Here is a 14,235-nt window from a genome sequence, read left to right on the forward strand (position 1 = left end):
ACCGAATCAATGCCACGCCACACGCCACACGGGCGGGCGGGTGCGCGGGTACGGGCGTACGGCGGGACGTACGAACGTGCTCGTCGCGGTGTTACGGCGCGGCGCCCGCATGGCGAAGGATGAGAGAGGCTGCACATGGCACAGACCTTGGCTCCCGGTGGCGCAGCGACGGTGATCAAGGACCCGCGCCCGGACGTCCGTTACCCGGCGGAGGTGACCAGCGACGATGGCACCCATGTGGTCGTCCGCGCCCCGTGGGCCGGGGCCGAGGTGCGCGACTTCGGGTTCGTCCGTTTCGAGCGGGGCGATGTGTTTACGGAGCACTACTGGCGCGATCGTTGGTTCGCCATCAAGGAAGTACGTGATGCGCAGGGGCTGCTCAAGGGCTGGTACTGCGATGTGACACGGCCGGCTCGCGTCGAGGACGGCACGCTCGTGGTGGTGGACCTCGAACTCGACCTATGGCTGTCCGCGGACGGCAACACGGTGCTGCGCCTGGACGAGGACGAGTTCGCCGAGAGCGGCCTGGCCGAGCGCGACCCGCAGGCGGCGGCGCGAGCGCAGGCGGCCCTCGACGAGTTGGAGACCCTGGCCCGCGGCGCTGGATTCCACGAACTGCTGGCCGCGTAACGGCCCTGCGGCTCGCGCCCGGGCGGCGCATACGGCTCTGCGCCCGGGCGGCGCATACGGCCCTGAGCCCGGGCAGCGCACCCGGCCCGCGCCCCGCGCCCGCCGCTCGCGCCCCCGCGCATCGACGCATGAGCAGGAACGCGCCAGCGGCGCCCGCGCCCGGCGCTCGGGGGCGGGCTGTGTTGTGCCCAAGATCCCCGCCTGGGTGCCTGCTCCGGCCGAGGGGCGGGGGCGGACCCGCGCCAGCTGCCGGGCCGTCCTACGAGCCTCCCGTGCCCGCCTCGGGCCCCGTGTCCGCCCCCCGGGGGGAGCCCCGTCCGTCTTCTGGGCGGCGCAGCGTCAGGCGACCCACCGATAGCGCCGCTCGGGCCGGCCCGTTCCGCCGTACCGCAGGGTGATGTCCACGCGTCCGGTCTCGGCGAAATACTCCAGGTAGCGGCGCGCGCTGACCCGAGACAGGGCTCCGGCCGCCGCGCACTCGGAGGCGGAGAGTCCCTCCGGGTGCTCCCGCATCACCCGCTCCATCAACTCGGCCGTATGCTGCGCCAGCCCCTTGGGCAGCTCTCTCGATCCGGGTGGCCGGGTGCCAAAGATCTGGTCCACGTCCTCCTGGCTCGCTTCGCCCAGGTCGGCCAGCCGGTGGCGTAGCGCACCGATATGCCGCAACTGCTCTTGCAGCGCGCTTTGGTTGAACGGCTTGATCAGGTAGTACAGCGCCCCGGAGCGCAGCGCGGTGCGAATGGTGTGCGCGTCCCGCGCCGCCGTGATGAACAGGGCGTCCACATGGTGCCGCGGGTCACGCGCTCGCAGCTCGCGCAGCACGCTCAGCCCGTCCAGATCCGGTAGGTAGACATCGAGCAGTACGAGGTCCGGCCGCAGCCGCTCCGCCGCGCGCAGCGCCTCGGCTCCGCTGTGCGCGACCCCCGCCACGGAGAAGCCTTCCGTAGCGGCGACGCAGCGGCTGTGCAGCCTGGCGACCATGAAGTCGTCATCCACGACCAGGACTCTGGTCATCGATGCCCCCCTTGCCTCAACGGCCCGCTCGCCTGCGGGCCTTATCCGTGCGGCCCACCGAGCGGCAGGCGTGAACTCAACGACCACAACGTCTTTTAATACCGGAAGCGAGACAACGGGGTAACCCGCGGGCAGCATGTGGGCCACGTCACGGCCTCCCCGTCCGTGCGAGGCGGTCGGCGACTCCCCCCGGCGTCGGCCGCCTCGTTTCCTTCTCGTCTCCTCTTTGTACCTTCTACGCGCCAGCACCATCCCCCACGATTCCTCCCCGCACCACCCCCACAGCCGGGCCCCCGTACCCCCCCTCGCGGGGGCCACGGCACTCCGCCCTGGCGCGTTCTTTGCCTTCCCTCTACGCGCCAGGGCGGACTTTTTCGTATGACGCTCGCCGCTTGCCGCGCGCTCGGCCGGTTCGTCGGCCCGCGCACCGCGTTAGTCCGGCCCGGCGAATCTTCGCACCCGGCACGGCCGCACCGTGACGAGCCGCCGCCCCATCGGATCGCCTTAACGGAGCCGTACCAACTGCACGTCTCCTGGCGCCGGTAGTGGCGCTGACGTCGGTGTGGAGCGAGCCGCGGGGCCCGGCGCCTGGCACCCGACACCCGACCCCTGGCCGCGGTGGCGAGGTGCCTCGGCTCCTAGTTGACCGTCCGCGTACCGATCGGTACTGTCGCTTGCGTACCGATCGGTACGCCTGTCTTACGTGCGGGCCGGACGGGCTGCGCGCGCAAGCGGCGCGGTGCCGCCGGCTTCGCCGTGGCGGGTAGCGATCCACTGAGGAGAGAAGGGCGAGTCGTATGGCCGACGACAGCACCGGGCGTTCACCGGCCGGTGAACGGGTCTGGCAGGCCGCGTGCGAGTTGTTCTCCCGGGACGGCATCCGCTCGGTCGGAGTGGCGGAGATCGCGGCGACCTCGGGAGTGGGGAAGCCGAGCCTGTACCGGAACTTCGGCTCCAAGGACGAACTCGCCGTCGCCTATGTGAAGGCTCAGGCGGTGGCCGGGCTTGAGTCGTTCGAGGTGGCGCGCCAGGCGTGTCCCGGCGACGAGCTGGCTCAACTGCGGCATGTCATCGCCCGGGTCGCTGGCGAGATGGGGACGCCCGGCTATCGCGGGTGCGTCATCGCGAACACGGCGATCGAGTTCTCCGATCGGGAGCATCCGGTACGGCAGGCGGTCGATGAGCTGAAGGCCGAGTACCTACGCCGGCTGACGACGCTGGTCGCGCGGCTGCCGGTACGCGATCCCGAGGCGCTGGCGTACACCCTCCAAATCCTGATGGAAGGGGCCGGCGCCGCCGCGCAGTTCTACTCGGTCGAGCGGTCACGTGCCACCCTGGTCGAGGCGGCGGACCGCATCATCGCCTCCTACCTGCGCCAGTAGCCGCCACCCGGCGGTGCCACCGCCGGGCTGATCCTGGCCGTCATGCGGTGAGCCCCGTTACGCCCCGCTGCCCGCTGCCCGCTGCCCGCGGCTCCCGCGGTGCCGCCCCGGGTGGCTCGCCGCCCCCTCACCCGCCCCGTCTCCGTTCTTCTGTGTCGCCGCGGCCATGCCTCAGCGCTCGCCGTCGCGGCCCACTGCCGTGCGCCCCGATCGCTTTATTTTGTCCGCATTTTCCGTGTTTCTCACTGCTCCGGAGTATCCAGATGACCATGACCGACCCGATGCCCGCGTACGCAGAAAAGCTCATACGCGGCCGGCGCGCCGTGCGGGCCTACCGCCCGGACCCGGTTCCGGAACCGACGCTGCGCGCGATCTTCGCCCTCGCCGGAGCGGCACCCTCCAGTTCCAACACCCAGCCCTGGCAGGTCGAGGTGGTCAGCGGCGCTGCGCGGGACGCCCTGAGCCGTGACCTGCTGGCCGCCGCCGACGAGCAGCGGCTATCGATGGACTTCGACTATCACCACGACATGTACACCGGCGTGCACCGCAGGCGGCGCAGTGCCGCGGGCGCGGTGATGTACGGAGCCATGGGCATCGCGCGCGACGATCAGGCGGGGCGCGACGCGGTGAACCGGGAGAGCCTGCGCTTCTACGGCGCCCCGCACGTCGCCCTGCTCTTCATGCCGCCCAACGCCGAGGAACGCATGGCCAACGACACCGGCATGTACGCCCAGACCCTGCTGTTGGCGATGACCGCGTACGGCGTCGCCAGTTGCCCGCAAGGCCTGCTCGGCTTCTACGCCGACACCATCCGCGCGTCCCTCGGCATCGAGGAGGGCAATGATGTTCGGCATCTCCTTCGGCTACGCCGACACCTCATCCCCGTGGAGCAGGATCGCTGTGCCGCGCGCGGAGTTGGACGAGACCACCCGCTTCCACCACTAGCGCCCAGGGCTTTGCCTTTTAGATCATCCATAACCATTCAGGGCCGTCGCGCGTGCGGGCGCCGCGGACCCTAGCCAAGCGTCAGCAGTACGGTCGCCGCCGCGGCGGACAACAGGCCGATGGCTTGGGCCCGGGTGGCCCGCTCGTGGAGCACGGACAGCCCAAGGAGGGTGGGGATGGCCGGGTAGAGCGAGGCGAGCACGACGGCCAGGGCCAGCATCTGCTGCTGTGCGGCAAGCAGATATAGAGCGAGGCCACCGGCCGCGCCCGCGCCTGTCACGGCCGCAGCCGCGAGGAGTCCCACAGGTTGCCGGAAGTGCTCGCGGTGCCGGTAGGCGGCGGGCAGGAGGACCGCGACGGCGGCGACCCGACCACAGGGCACCGGCCACAAACCGGCGGCGGGCGCGGCCTGGGCCAGCCCGATGTACTGCACGGCGACCCCGGCGCTGGCGACCAAGCCGTCCGACACCGCGGGCCCAACCTCCACGCCTGCGTCAGGAAGTGGTCCGGGCCCGTTCCCCCCATCAGGCTTGCCGCCACGGTCGCCACGGTCGCCACGGGAGACCAACCACAGGGCTGGCACCGTCACGCACATGCCCAACCAGGCCAGGGCAGTGGGGCGATCGCCGAGCAGGCACACCCCGCACAGCACCGATAGCGCCACCCCCGTGACAGCGCTGATCGGGATGACGATGCTCATCGCCCCACGACTCAGCCCTCGATTGAGGAAGTGCATGGCCAGACCGCTGCCGAGGCCCGACAGCGCGCCCCACAACATGTCCGCGGAACCGACGTGTTCGGCGGGCACGCTGACCGCCAGGACGACCGCCAAAGCGAGGCCGCCCACCTGCCCCACGAACGTCACGATGGCGAAGTGCGCGCGGCGGGAGAGCAGTCCGCCTGCGAAGTCAACGACTCCGTAGCAGGCCGCGGAAGACAACGCGAGGAAAACACCCATCCGCTGTGAGTCCCCCGTCTTTACCGAATCACTGCTCCGATGATCGCGGCCGGCTTCCGGGACCGGCCCACGGCATCCCTACGATGCCGTGGGCCACCAGCGCCGCACTGGCACATGGGCGGCTCTGCGAGGTATCAGCGCCGACTCGACGGTGCTGTCAGGCGGGGTGGCGCCGGAGCCGCAGGGTGTTGTCGGGGCGAGTGGTGGGGCGCTGGTCGGGCCCGATGAGGGGGCGTTGGTAGGTATCGGCGGTCAGCACGTCCCAGCGGTCCATGGGGAGCGCGAGGTCGGCGAGGACCTCATCGGGCGTGGGGAAGTGCACCTCCGGATCGGGTTCGGCCTCCCAGGGCGGGAAACCGGCATGCCCGACGATCAACAGGGTTCCGCCAGGTGCCACGGCCCCGGCCGCCGTGCGCAGCACCTCGCCCCGAGGCAGCTCCACCGGGGAGTGCAGGAAGTGGGCCGAGACCAGGTCGAAGGCGCCAGCGGGGAAGGAGTTGGCCAGGTCGTGCTGTTGCCAGTCGATGCGATCGCCGACACCGGCCGTGGCGGCGTGGTCGGCGCCCCGGCGCAAGGCGGTGGGGGAGATGTCGGTTGCGGTGACGTGCCAGCCTTGTTCGGCTAGCCAGATGGCGTCACCGCCCTCTCCGCACCCCAGGTCCAGGGCCCGGCCCGGGATCAGTTCGGCCGTCTCACGGAGCAGGGCGGTGTTGGGGTTGCCGCTGAACACGCGGTCGCTGGCCTGATAGCGGGCGTCCCAGAACTCTTCGGCCGTTGGTGTGTGCGTGTCGGTCACGGGTGTGCCGCCTTTCCTCGCGGAAGTGGGTCGCGGAAGTGGGTCACGGGATCAGACGGCAGGCCGCTCCTGCGGTCGCGGTGCCCCACAGCACTGCCTGACGCGCCATGCGGCGCGGAACGGGAGCCGCGGGCGTTGCGGGGTGCCAAAGCCCGGCCTTCGCCGACGATCCGGCTGTCGTGCACCGCCGCCGTTGTGTGTGCCGTCCGCCGTTGCGAACGCCGTGTTCGCGGCTTCCGTTCTGCTGCCACTTTGTGCGCCGTCGCGCCCGCTTGACAAAATCCTTTGCTGTATTAGCAAATGGGGCCCATGGGAGATGAGGACCTTGCGCAGGTACTGACCGCCGTGGGGCCGCGGCTGCGAGCGCTACGTATCGCGCGCGGCCTGACGTTGGCTCAGCTCGGGGAGAAGACGGGGATCTCGCTGAGCACGCTTTCGCGCCTGGAGTCGGGGCAGCGCGAGGCAACCCTCAAGCTCCTGCTGCCACTGGCCAAGGCGCACGGCGTGCCCCTGGACGAACTGGTCGGGGCGCCCGCCACCGGCGACCCCCGCATTCATCCGCGGCCCTTCACCCGTTATGGGCAGACCTGGATTCCGCTCACCCGGTTTCTGGGCGGCCTGCACGCCTACAAGCAGCTCCTCCCCGTACGCCCGCCCGACCAGCAGGGACGACCCGAGCAGGGCAGCCATGAAGGATATGAGTGGCTCTATGTACTCTCCGGTCGGCTGCTGCTCGCGCTGGGTGACCATGACTTGGTCCTGACCGCCGGAGAGGCCGCCGAGTTCGACACCCGTACCCCGCACGGCGTCGCCAACGCAGGTGACCACCCTGTCGAATGGCTCGCGCTCTACGGAGCGCAGGGCGAACGGATGCACGTACGCGCCCGCCCCACAGGGCCCTGAGCTCCGCACGCTCCCAGGGGTGCACTCCAGGCAGCACTCCTGGGAGCACTGTGAGCAGCACTCCAGCCAACGCCCTGGGCGTCAGATCGGATCGTCATCCCAGGGTCTTGAAGACCCGCCGTTCCCCCTGGGTCGGCTCGTAGCCGTACCGCCGGTTGATGGCCAGCATCGGCTGGTTGTCGGTGTCGTTGGTGGTGAATGCTTCGCGGAAGCCGGTTGCCTGCGCCCGGTGCAGCGAGACGGTTTTGGCCAGCGTCGCCAGGCCGCGGCCTCGGTAGGCGCGGCGGGTGCCGGTCATGCCGGACTGGTAGCGGTCGCGGCGGTCGGTGTGGACGATGGTGAAGGCTGCGATGGCGCCGTCCACCGTGACCACGATGGATAGTTCGCGGTCCAGGAGTGGATGCTCCCAGTTCATGGCGCGCCATTCGGCGAAGCCCATGGTGTCCCCGCCGACGTCGCTCGGCTCGTCGTTGCTGGTCTCCGTGTCCGCCTCGTGGAACTCCGGTAGTCGGTCCGCGAAGTCAGCGGCCGTTCGCAGTTCCACTCCTGCCGGCAGGTCGGCGGGGTCGGGCAGCGGTGGCAGCGTGACGTTGGCGAGGTCCAGGCGCTGGAAGACGGAGCCGCGGCTGGTCTGGTAGCCGCGGCGCTCGGCGAAGCCGAGGCAGGCGGAATTGTCCAGCGCCCATACGTAGATCGTCTGCGCGCCCTCGGCGGCCAGGTACCGTTCGCCCTCGGCCAGCATCGCCGACCCCACGCCGCGGCCGATCGCGTCGGGGTGCACCGACGGATTGCAAAAGCACTTGCCAGGCTCGGGACTGTCAAAGGCCAGGCCGGTGTGCGCGGTGGCGACGATGTGCCCGTCCAACTCGCCGATGAGTAGCCGATAGCGCTGCGCGGCGGGGGCGTTGGCCGCTTGCCAGATGACCGACTCAGGGGTGGCCACGATAAAGGGAACCGCGGCGCGGCGCACGGCCGCCACCGCCTCGGCGTCTTCGGGTCGAAAATCACGAACGATCACAGTCATGGGGCTGCACGGTACGTGCCGATCACGCCATCCGCCTCTGCATTTTTTGCCTGGTCAAGCCCCCGCTATCGTGCGGCCGTCCGGTGCTGATCGCCCGGTGGCCGGGCCCAGTCGGCTACTGGGGGGCGCTGCCCGGCACAGGGTGGCGGAGGGTGGGTAGCGGCCGGGCGGATCACGGGCATGGCTGGTTTTCGCGCCGTTACACCCCGTATGCATGGTGGATGCATCTATTTGGGCGTACGGTGACGCCGCGAATCTCTCCGCCCGGCCCGTACCGGGCGCGACGGGCCGTATCGACGGGGGCAGCGCCGCGCCCGGACAAGCCCGGGACGGCCAACCGGAGGGAGGTGCCGCGACCATGTGCACCATCACCGGATGGATCTTCTACGGCCACGACGTCCCCGTACGGCCGCTACTGCACGAGGCGACGTTGAGTGAGGCGGTGGCCGACCCCACCGGCCAGCGCTTCCGGGCCAGCACCGAACTCGACCTCGGCCTCGACTCCTGGCTGCGGCGATACGGCATTTCATTGGAACTGTGACCCCGACGCGGGAGCGGGGGTGACGGCCACCGTCAGGCGCTGGCCACAATGGGGGCGACACGCCCCGCAACCCGTACAGGAGCACACCCCGTGACCTTGCGCCTCACCGTCGAGCCCGACACGGGCACCGCGCCCTTCGAGCAGGTACGCACTCAGGTGGCCGACCAGGCCAGGAGCGGCGCGCTGCCGGTGGGCTACAAGCTCCCCACGGTACGCGGGCTCGCCGAGGAGCTCGGCCTTGCGGCGAACACGGTGGCCAAGGCGTACCGCGTGCTGGAGGCGGACGGCGTGATCGAAACCCGGGGGCGGCACGGCTCGTTCATCGCTGCCGCTGGGGACGCCGCCGTACGGGAACTGGCCGCCGCAGCCGAACTGTACGCGCGCCGCGCCCACCACCTGGGGCTTGACCAGGCGGCGGCGCGGGCAGCAGTCACCGACGCGCTGCGCGCCACCTACCACGACGGCTGAGCCCCCACACTTCCGCTACCGATTGCCGTACACAGATGTGCGCCACACCGGTGCGCTACCGGCGCGCCCGCAGCGCCGATGCCCTCGATCCACAGGGCTACAGGGCTACAGGTACAGCCCCGCATCGGAGCCCGATGGTTGCGCCGGCACGGACGCCGGGGTGGTGCCGCGGCGCAGCGCGAACAGCTCGGCCAGCGTCGAGCCGTCACGGCCCACCCCCTCATCGGTGCCCAGCCAGCGCACCGCCTCGGTGCGGGTCAGCTCGCCCACCTCTATCCGAGCCAAACATCGCCCGGGACGCACTACGGCCGGATGCAGCCGCTCCAGGTCCTCGTTCGTGGTGACCCCGACCAACACGTTGCGGCCCTGCCCGAGCAGCCCATCGGTCAGGTTCAGCAGCCGAGAAAGCGCCTGGCCCGCCGTGTGCCTGGCCTCGCCGCGGATCAGCTCGTCGCAGTCCTCAAGGAGCAGCAGCCGCCAGCGGCCCTTGGCCGAGCCGTCGTCCTCGCCGATGGCGATGTCCATCAGATAGCCGACGTCGTTGAACAGCCGCTCCGGATCGAGTACACAGTCCACCTGGCACCAGTCGCGCCACGAGCGGGCCAGCGTGCGGAGCGCGGAGGTCTTGCCGGTGCCGGGCGGGCCGTGCAAAAGCAGCAACCGTCCGGCGATGTCGTCCGGGGTGACCTTCATTAACTGGTCCATGGCCTCGGCGACCGGGGCCGTGTAGTTGGCGCGAATCTCCGGCCAGGTGCCTGCCGAAATCTGCCGTGTTGTGCGATACGGGCCCCGCCGAGGCGAGACGTACCAAAAGCCCATGGTGACGTTCTCCGGCTGCGGCTCCGGCTCATCCTCCGCGTCCTCCACCGCCTGCCGCAAAACCTTGTCGGCCAGCTCCTCGGCGACGGCCGTCACGGTCACATCGGCGCCCCTGTTCCAGCGGGAGATCAACACCGTCCAGCCGTCGCCCTCCGCGAGGACTGCACTGCGGTCGTCGTCGCGGGCCGAGCGCAACACCCGCGCGCCCTGCGGCAACAGCGTGAGCCCGGACTTGACCCGGTCTACCGAGTGGCTACGGGCATAAGGCTGCTCACCGGTCGCAAACCGCCCGAGGAACAGCGCGTCCACCACATCGGATGGCGAGTCGCTGTCATCGACGTTCAGCCGGATCGGGAGCGCCCGCTCGGTTGGCGTCATCGCGGGCGCCTCCGAGCCGCCAGCAGCCCCGGCGCCCGCCGCGGGCGAACCCGCGCTTTGCCGCTCCGGCTGCTGCTTCTTCTGCTTCTTCTGCTTTGGCTTTGTTGTCTTTGACGGGCTGGTCGGCAGGGTCTGCCTCCGGGCTTCGTGCTGGCGGTCGGCGCACATGCGGCCATGATCCGTCACCGGCGGCGCCCGCGCACGTAATTACGCAACTCCCGCCGCTCCCCGCCGCATGCGCAGGAGCCAACGTGCTGCTCTCCCGAACCTGTCCGCTGGGCCCGGGAGCGTACCGGGGACCGCGCCGACGCGTACGACGACGACATCGTCTGGCTGGCCGCCACCTTCACCAAGCGGTGGGGCCGACACCACATGAGACGGCCCCTCAAGCCCGACTTCTGTTGAGGTGGCGCCGCCAGCGTCGTGCGTAGGTCAGCAGGAAGAGCAACAGGCTCAGCACGCCGACCACCACCACGCCGCCGCGCGCGGACCACATCTGCAAGGCGAGCAGGAGCTGAGCCACCAACAGATCGATGACCAACGCCCCGGCCACGGCGAGCACCGGACGGCTGAGCGGGTCAATACCGTGCAACGCCGCTCCGATGGCGGATGCGGGTGCCCAGACAAGGAAAAAGAAAGTGAACGGTGCTCGCAATGGTGATGCCATGTCCACACATGCGAGAACCGCTCCCACGCAGCCGATAACGAGCGCTGCTCCCGCGGAAAGCGAGAAGGACTGTTCGCCCAGCCTTCTCTTCCTTCTCTTCTTTGCGGTGTGCTCTTCCGCATCTTCTTGTTCGTTTTTTTCGGCGATTTCTGCCGTGTTCGCTGCGCTGTGCTCTGCGGCGTTGCGCCTGGCGTGCTGCGTGGTGTGCTGCCTGGCGTTCCGCGTGCTGTTTTCTGTGGCGTTTTCTTCAGTAAGTTTCTGCATTGGCGACTTAGCCCCCCGAAGCGCCGGATGCCGGGCTCAAATGTCGCGCAGGGTACGGATGCCCGTCAAGGCGGTTCAAGCACCCGAACAGGCCACAGGAAATAGTCAGTTGACCATTCCCTGTGGCTCGTGTGGCCCTTCTCGGGGTTTCACCTATTTTGTCCTAGTCCCCGCGGCGCGGCGGGCCCCACAGCACTGCACGGGCGCCGGAGCGTGCCCCAGCGGGCGCCCTGCGCGCGATGTGGGGGAGTGCGTTACGGGACGACCTTGAGCAGCCTGTTCGGCGATCCGGCGCCGGGGTTGATCACGACACCGGTGGTCGCGCCGTCCAGCACGGCCTTGGTGACCTGGGCCGGGGTCGCGCCGGTGTGGTTGGCCCCGTAGATGGCCGCGACGCCCGCCACGTGCGGAGCGGCCATCGAGGTGCCAGAAAGGGTGCTGCTGGTGCCGTCGCCGGTGTGCCAGGCGCCGGTGATGCTCACGCCGGGCGCGAAGAGATCGACGCTGGGGCCGTAGTTGGAGGAACGGGACGCGGTGTCGGTCTTATCGACGGAGCCGACAGTGAGCGCTTCCGCGACCCGGGCGGGGGAGAAGTTCTGGGCCGGTGCCGCGGAGTTGCCGGCCGCCACGGCATAGGTCACACCGCTCTTGATCGAGTTCTGTACGGCGGTGTCCAAAGCGGTGTTGACGCTGCCACCCAGCGAGAGGTTGGCCACCGAGGGGCCCTTGTGGTTCTTGGTGACCCAGTCGATGCCGGCGATCACCCCGGAGGTCGAGCCCGAGCCGTTGTCATCGAGCACCCGGACCGCCACGACCTTGGCCTTCTTGGCGACCCCGTACACGGTGCCAACGGCGGTGGAGGCCACATGGGTACCGTGCCCGTTGCCGTCCTGGGCGACGTTGTCCTTATCGACGGCGTCGTAGCCGTTCACCGCCCGGCCACCGAAGTCGCTGTGACTGATCCGGATGCCGGTATCCACGACATAGACGGTGGCCCCGCCGCCCGCGCTGTCCGGGTAGGTGTACTTCCGGTCCAGCGGAAGCCGGGGCTGGTCGATGCGGTCCAGACCCCAGGACGGCGGGTCGTACTGCGTGGCCTCCGTGTGGACGGTGGTGTCCTGCACAACCCGGGCCACGGCCGGGTCGGCCGCTAGGCGCCGGGCGGCGCTGGCCGGCAGGTGGATGGCGTAGCCGTGGAGGGCGGCGGTGTAAACCCGGTGCACGGTGCCGCCGTAACGGCTGATCAGCGCCATGCCCTCGGCGGATCGGGCGCTTAGGCCCGTGCCAGGGCGCAGCGTGACGATATAGCTGCCCTTGATCGCGTCGGGGCTGTCCGCGCCCACCACCGTGCCCTGCGTGGTGCGCTCGGGCGAGTGGGGTGTGGCCTGGGCGGGGAGGGCGGCGGCGCCGATCACGGCGCTGGCCACCGCCGCGGTCAGAGCGGCGGTTCTGGACTTCTTGGACGTACCTAATGATGCCATCGCGAGGGGTCCTCCTCATCGGTGGCGCGTCAGTGGGGCACGCGCGTCGGGGGTGCGCACGTCATGCGTGCGCGCGTGCCGGGCGGGGGTGGGACCGCGTCCGGTGGAAGTGAATATCTCGCTCCTGTTCGGGGCGGAACAAGACTTCTGACGTCATGACATATTCATGCCATGCGGCCGTAACTCGCTGCCATGACGGGTAAGAAATTGTTGGCATGGACACAACCTGCGTGGCTCCATGGGCTCCCTTGGCGCTACGGCTCTACGCGCGCCACGCGGAGCTCACTCCTCACACCCTCACGGCACAGATCCTGCTAAAGGAGGCTCCATGAGACTCACCCGGTTCTTGTCCGCCGCGTCGGCGGCACTGCTCACCGCGGCTCTCGCGCTCACCGGCGGCCAGGTCGCACAGGCGGCCGATGCCACCGCGCAAGATCGCGCCAACACCCAAGCGGCGTCCGCCTATGTGGCGCTCGGCGACTCCTACTCATCCGGTGTCGGGGCCGGCGACTACGACGCCAGCAGCGGCGACTGTAAGCGCAGCAACCGCGCCTATCCCAAGCTATGGGCCAACAAGAACGCGCCGTCCAGCTTCAACTTCACCGCGTGCTCCGGCGCCCGAACGGGTGATGTTCTGGCGAATCAGCTCGGCCCGGTCAACTCCGGTACGGGTCTTGTCAGCATCACCATCGGTGGCAACGACGCCGGCTTCGCCGACGTCATGACCACCTGTGTCCTCCAGTCCGAGAGCGCCTGCGTCAACCGGATCAACACCGCCCGCGCGTACGTCGAAAGCACGCTGCCCGGCAAGCTTGACCAGGTCTACTCGGCCATCGACTCCCGCGCCCCGAGCGCCCGCGTCGTGGTCCTTGGCTACCCGCGCTTCTACCAGCTCAATGGAAGCTGCGTCGCCGGACTCACCGAGAAGGAAAGGACCGCCATCAACAACGCGGCCGACCTGCTCAACACCACCATCGCCAAGCGCGCCGCCGACCACGGCTTCGCGTTCGGCGACATCGCCAGCCGCTTCGCCGGCCACGAGATCTGCTCCAGCAACTCCTGGCTGCACAGCGTGACCTTCCCGATCGGCGACTCGTACCACCCGACCGCCGCCGGCCAGTCCGGTGGCTATCTGCCCTCGTTCGCCGCGGCGGCGTAACCGGGCAGCACGCCACCGACGCCTCGTCCACCTGGTCGGCGCCCTCTTTGGTGCAGTTGACGGTGCGTGGCTCCCACAAGGAGGCGGTGGCGACCAGGCTCCGCGCCTGCTCGCCGACCGCCTCCTGGCAGGGTCCATCTTTTGTCTTATATCGGCTTATGTACTATCTTGCTCTGCCGCCCTGTGTCGTCTTCCTGCGTTGTGGCACTCGCCGCAAGCGTGGGGCGCAAGGAGGCGGGCGTGCGGGGCGCGAGGTTGGGCCGGGAGCGCGGCAGCGCGCGACGGGGGTCGCGCCACGTTGGGAAACGTCTGTCAACATCCTTGACGGCGCAGTGAATCCGAGGTGTGGGATGCGTGGGTGACGGCAGGGGGAGGTAGGGTTACTCTGCCCGGGGCGGGTGCCTTCGTACGGGTGGGGAGTGTCATGGAGCAGATAGCAATGCGTAGCAGGCCACGAGTGCCTGCGGTCAACTGTGGGAGCGGCGCGTCCAGTGCGCGCCTCGACCGTCACCTCGCGGTGCTCGGTGGCCCAGCGGTGCCGCAGCGCGAGGCGGAGGGTGCCACGGTGCTGATGCAGGAGCTGACCGCGCGTGATCACACGCGCACGAAGACCAGCCGAGGTGCCCGAGTGTCGATGTTCGCGCCGCTACGGCGACTGCGTCGCTCGCTGTTCGGCAGCAGAAGGTGACCGACCCGGACGCGTAGCGTTCGGCAGGCGAGACACCTACTCCCGCTCGTTCCCGCTCGAACCGGCCCGGTCTGGTGCCCACCAGGCCGGGCCGACGTTTCGCATTCGCCACGGTTGC

The 14,235-nt window shown here is 69.7% G+C and carries 15 protein-coding genes; 8 read left to right on the forward strand and 7 right to left on the reverse strand.

The genetic code is table 11. The annotated features are described in order from the left end of the window. Window positions 1-135 precede the first annotated feature (135 nt). On the forward strand, window positions 136-630 hold the full coding sequence (locus tag FHS42_RS16085; RefSeq protein ID WP_184572892.1) for a ribonuclease FAU-1 family protein: 495 nt from the start codon (window positions 136-138) through the stop codon (window positions 628-630). 339 nt (window positions 631-969) lie between these two features. Here FHS42_RS16085 and FHS42_RS16090 read toward each other — a convergent pair whose 3' ends face one another. Continuing rightward, a complete protein-coding gene (locus FHS42_RS16090; protein ID WP_184572893.1) occupies window positions 970-1,644 on the reverse strand; it encodes a response regulator in 675 nt (224 codons plus the stop codon). Window positions 1,645-2,441: 797 nt separating this feature from the next. Here FHS42_RS16090 and FHS42_RS16095 point away from each other — a divergent pair. Then, a complete protein-coding gene (locus tag FHS42_RS16095) occupies window positions 2,442-3,026 on the forward strand; it encodes a TetR/AcrR family transcriptional regulator (protein ID WP_184572894.1) in 585 nt (194 codons plus the stop codon). Between the two features lie 269 nt (window positions 3,027-3,295). Next, complete coding sequence (locus tag FHS42_RS16100) at window positions 3,296-4,045, forward strand: nitroreductase (protein WP_312866897.1); 750 nt, start codon at window positions 3,296-3,298, stop codon at window positions 4,043-4,045. Here FHS42_RS16100 and FHS42_RS16105 read toward each other — a convergent pair. Both FHS42_RS16105 and FHS42_RS16110 read right to left on the reverse strand, forming a co-directional pair. Next, window positions 4,042-4,929 carry an EamA family transporter gene (locus FHS42_RS16105; RefSeq protein WP_184572895.1) on the reverse strand — a complete coding sequence of 296 codons (888 nt, stop codon included), beginning with the start codon at window positions 4,927-4,929 and terminating at the stop codon, window positions 4,042-4,044. The genes FHS42_RS16100 and FHS42_RS16105 overlap by 4 nt on opposite strands. A gap of 157 nt (window positions 4,930-5,086) precedes the next feature. Next, window positions 5,087-5,725: a class I SAM-dependent methyltransferase gene (locus FHS42_RS16110; protein WP_184572896.1), complete on the reverse strand. Its 639-nt coding sequence runs from the start codon at window positions 5,723-5,725 to the stop codon at window positions 5,087-5,089. Window positions 5,726-6,034: 309 nt separating this feature from the next. On the opposite strand from FHS42_RS16110, the gene FHS42_RS16115 reads away from it, so the two are divergent. Further along, the gene (locus tag FHS42_RS16115; RefSeq protein ID WP_184572897.1) at window positions 6,035-6,628 is read left to right on the forward strand and encodes a helix-turn-helix domain-containing protein; all 594 of its coding nucleotides are present in this window, start codon (window positions 6,035-6,037) and stop codon (window positions 6,626-6,628) included. A gap of 94 nt (window positions 6,629-6,722) precedes the next feature. On the opposite strand, the gene FHS42_RS16120 is transcribed toward FHS42_RS16115, so the two are convergent. After that, window positions 6,723-7,652 (reverse strand): GNAT family N-acetyltransferase, encoded by a 930-nt coding sequence (locus FHS42_RS16120; protein WP_184572898.1) that lies wholly within the window; start codon window positions 7,650-7,652, stop codon window positions 6,723-6,725. A gap of 214 nt (window positions 7,653-7,866) precedes the next feature. On the opposite strand from FHS42_RS16120, the gene FHS42_RS16125 reads away from it, so the two are divergent. Continuing rightward, window positions 7,867-8,193: a hypothetical protein gene (locus FHS42_RS16125; RefSeq protein ID WP_184572899.1), complete on the forward strand. Its 327-nt coding sequence runs from the start codon at window positions 7,867-7,869 to the stop codon at window positions 8,191-8,193. A 90-nt stretch (window positions 8,194-8,283) separates the two neighbouring features. Continuing rightward, window positions 8,284-8,661 carry a GntR family transcriptional regulator gene (locus FHS42_RS16130; RefSeq protein WP_184572900.1) on the forward strand — a complete coding sequence of 126 codons (378 nt, stop codon included), beginning with the start codon at window positions 8,284-8,286 and terminating at the stop codon, window positions 8,659-8,661. A gap of 105 nt (window positions 8,662-8,766) precedes the next feature. Here the strand turns inward: FHS42_RS16130 and FHS42_RS16135 are convergent, their stop codons facing one another. The 3 genes from FHS42_RS16135 to FHS42_RS16145 all read right to left on the reverse strand — a co-directional run bounded on the left by FHS42_RS16135 (window position 8,767) and on the right by FHS42_RS16145 (window position 12,270). Then, a complete protein-coding gene (locus FHS42_RS16135; protein WP_184572977.1) occupies window positions 8,767-9,858 on the reverse strand; it encodes a DUF5925 domain-containing protein in 1,092 nt (363 codons plus the stop codon). Between the two features lie 385 nt (window positions 9,859-10,243). Beyond that, window positions 10,244-10,789: a hypothetical protein gene (locus FHS42_RS16140; protein ID WP_246494854.1), complete on the reverse strand. Its 546-nt coding sequence runs from the start codon at window positions 10,787-10,789 to the stop codon at window positions 10,244-10,246. Window positions 10,790-11,043: 254 nt separating this feature from the next. Then, window positions 11,044-12,270: a S8 family peptidase gene (locus tag FHS42_RS16145; RefSeq protein ID WP_184572901.1), complete on the reverse strand. Its 1,227-nt coding sequence runs from the start codon at window positions 12,268-12,270 to the stop codon at window positions 11,044-11,046. 328 nt (window positions 12,271-12,598) lie between these two features. On the opposite strand from FHS42_RS16145, the gene FHS42_RS16150 reads away from it, so the two are divergent. Beyond that, window positions 12,599-13,429, forward strand: a complete 831-nt coding sequence (locus FHS42_RS16150) for an SGNH/GDSL hydrolase family protein (RefSeq protein ID WP_184572902.1) — start codon at window positions 12,599-12,601, stop codon at window positions 13,427-13,429. 424 nt (window positions 13,430-13,853) lie between these two features. Continuing rightward, the gene (locus FHS42_RS16155) at window positions 13,854-14,117 is read left to right on the forward strand and encodes a hypothetical protein (protein ID WP_184572903.1); all 264 of its coding nucleotides are present in this window, start codon (window positions 13,854-13,856) and stop codon (window positions 14,115-14,117) included. Window positions 14,118-14,235 lie beyond the last annotated feature (118 nt).

The organism is Streptomyces zagrosensis (assembly GCF_014203645.1).
Taxonomy (GTDB): Bacteria; Actinomycetota; Actinomycetes; order Streptomycetales; family Streptomycetaceae; genus Streptomyces; species Streptomyces zagrosensis.

Bases quoted from the DNA above. Each gene is read 5' to 3' on its own strand.
- FHS42_RS16085 (WP_184572892.1), top strand. From the start codon at position 136: ATGGCACAGACCTTGGCTCCCGGTGGCGCAGCGACGGTGATCAAGGAC.
- FHS42_RS16090 (WP_184572893.1), bottom strand. From the start codon at position 1,644: ATGACCAGAGTCCTGGTCGTGGATGACGACTTCATGGTCGCCAGGCTG.
- FHS42_RS16095 (WP_184572894.1), top strand. From the start codon at position 2,442: ATGGCCGACGACAGCACCGGGCGTTCACCGGCCGGTGAACGGGTCTGG.
- FHS42_RS16100 (WP_312866897.1), top strand. From the start codon at position 3,296: ATGACCGACCCGATGCCCGCGTACGCAGAAAAGCTCATACGCGGCCGG.
- FHS42_RS16105 (WP_184572895.1), bottom strand. From the start codon at position 4,929: ATGGGTGTTTTCCTCGCGTTGTCTTCCGCGGCCTGCTACGGAGTCGTT.
- FHS42_RS16115 (WP_184572897.1), top strand. From the start codon at position 6,035: ATGGGAGATGAGGACCTTGCGCAGGTACTGACCGCCGTGGGGCCGCGG.
- FHS42_RS16120 (WP_184572898.1), bottom strand. From the start codon at position 7,652: ATGACTGTGATCGTTCGTGATTTTCGACCCGAAGACGCCGAGGCGGTG.
- FHS42_RS16125 (WP_184572899.1), top strand. From the start codon at position 7,867: ATGGTGGATGCATCTATTTGGGCGTACGGTGACGCCGCGAATCTCTCC.
- FHS42_RS16135 (WP_184572977.1), bottom strand. From the start codon at position 9,858: ATGACGCCAACCGAGCGGGCGCTCCCGATCCGGCTGAACGTCGATGAC.
- FHS42_RS16140 (WP_246494854.1), bottom strand. From the start codon at position 10,789: ATGCAGAAACTTACTGAAGAAAACGCCACAGAAAACAGCACGCGGAAC.
- FHS42_RS16145 (WP_184572901.1), bottom strand. From the start codon at position 12,270: ATGGCATCATTAGGTACGTCCAAGAAGTCCAGAACCGCCGCTCTGACC.
- FHS42_RS16150 (WP_184572902.1), top strand. From the start codon at position 12,599: ATGAGACTCACCCGGTTCTTGTCCGCCGCGTCGGCGGCACTGCTCACC.
- FHS42_RS16155 (WP_184572903.1), top strand. From the start codon at position 13,854: ATGGAGCAGATAGCAATGCGTAGCAGGCCACGAGTGCCTGCGGTCAAC.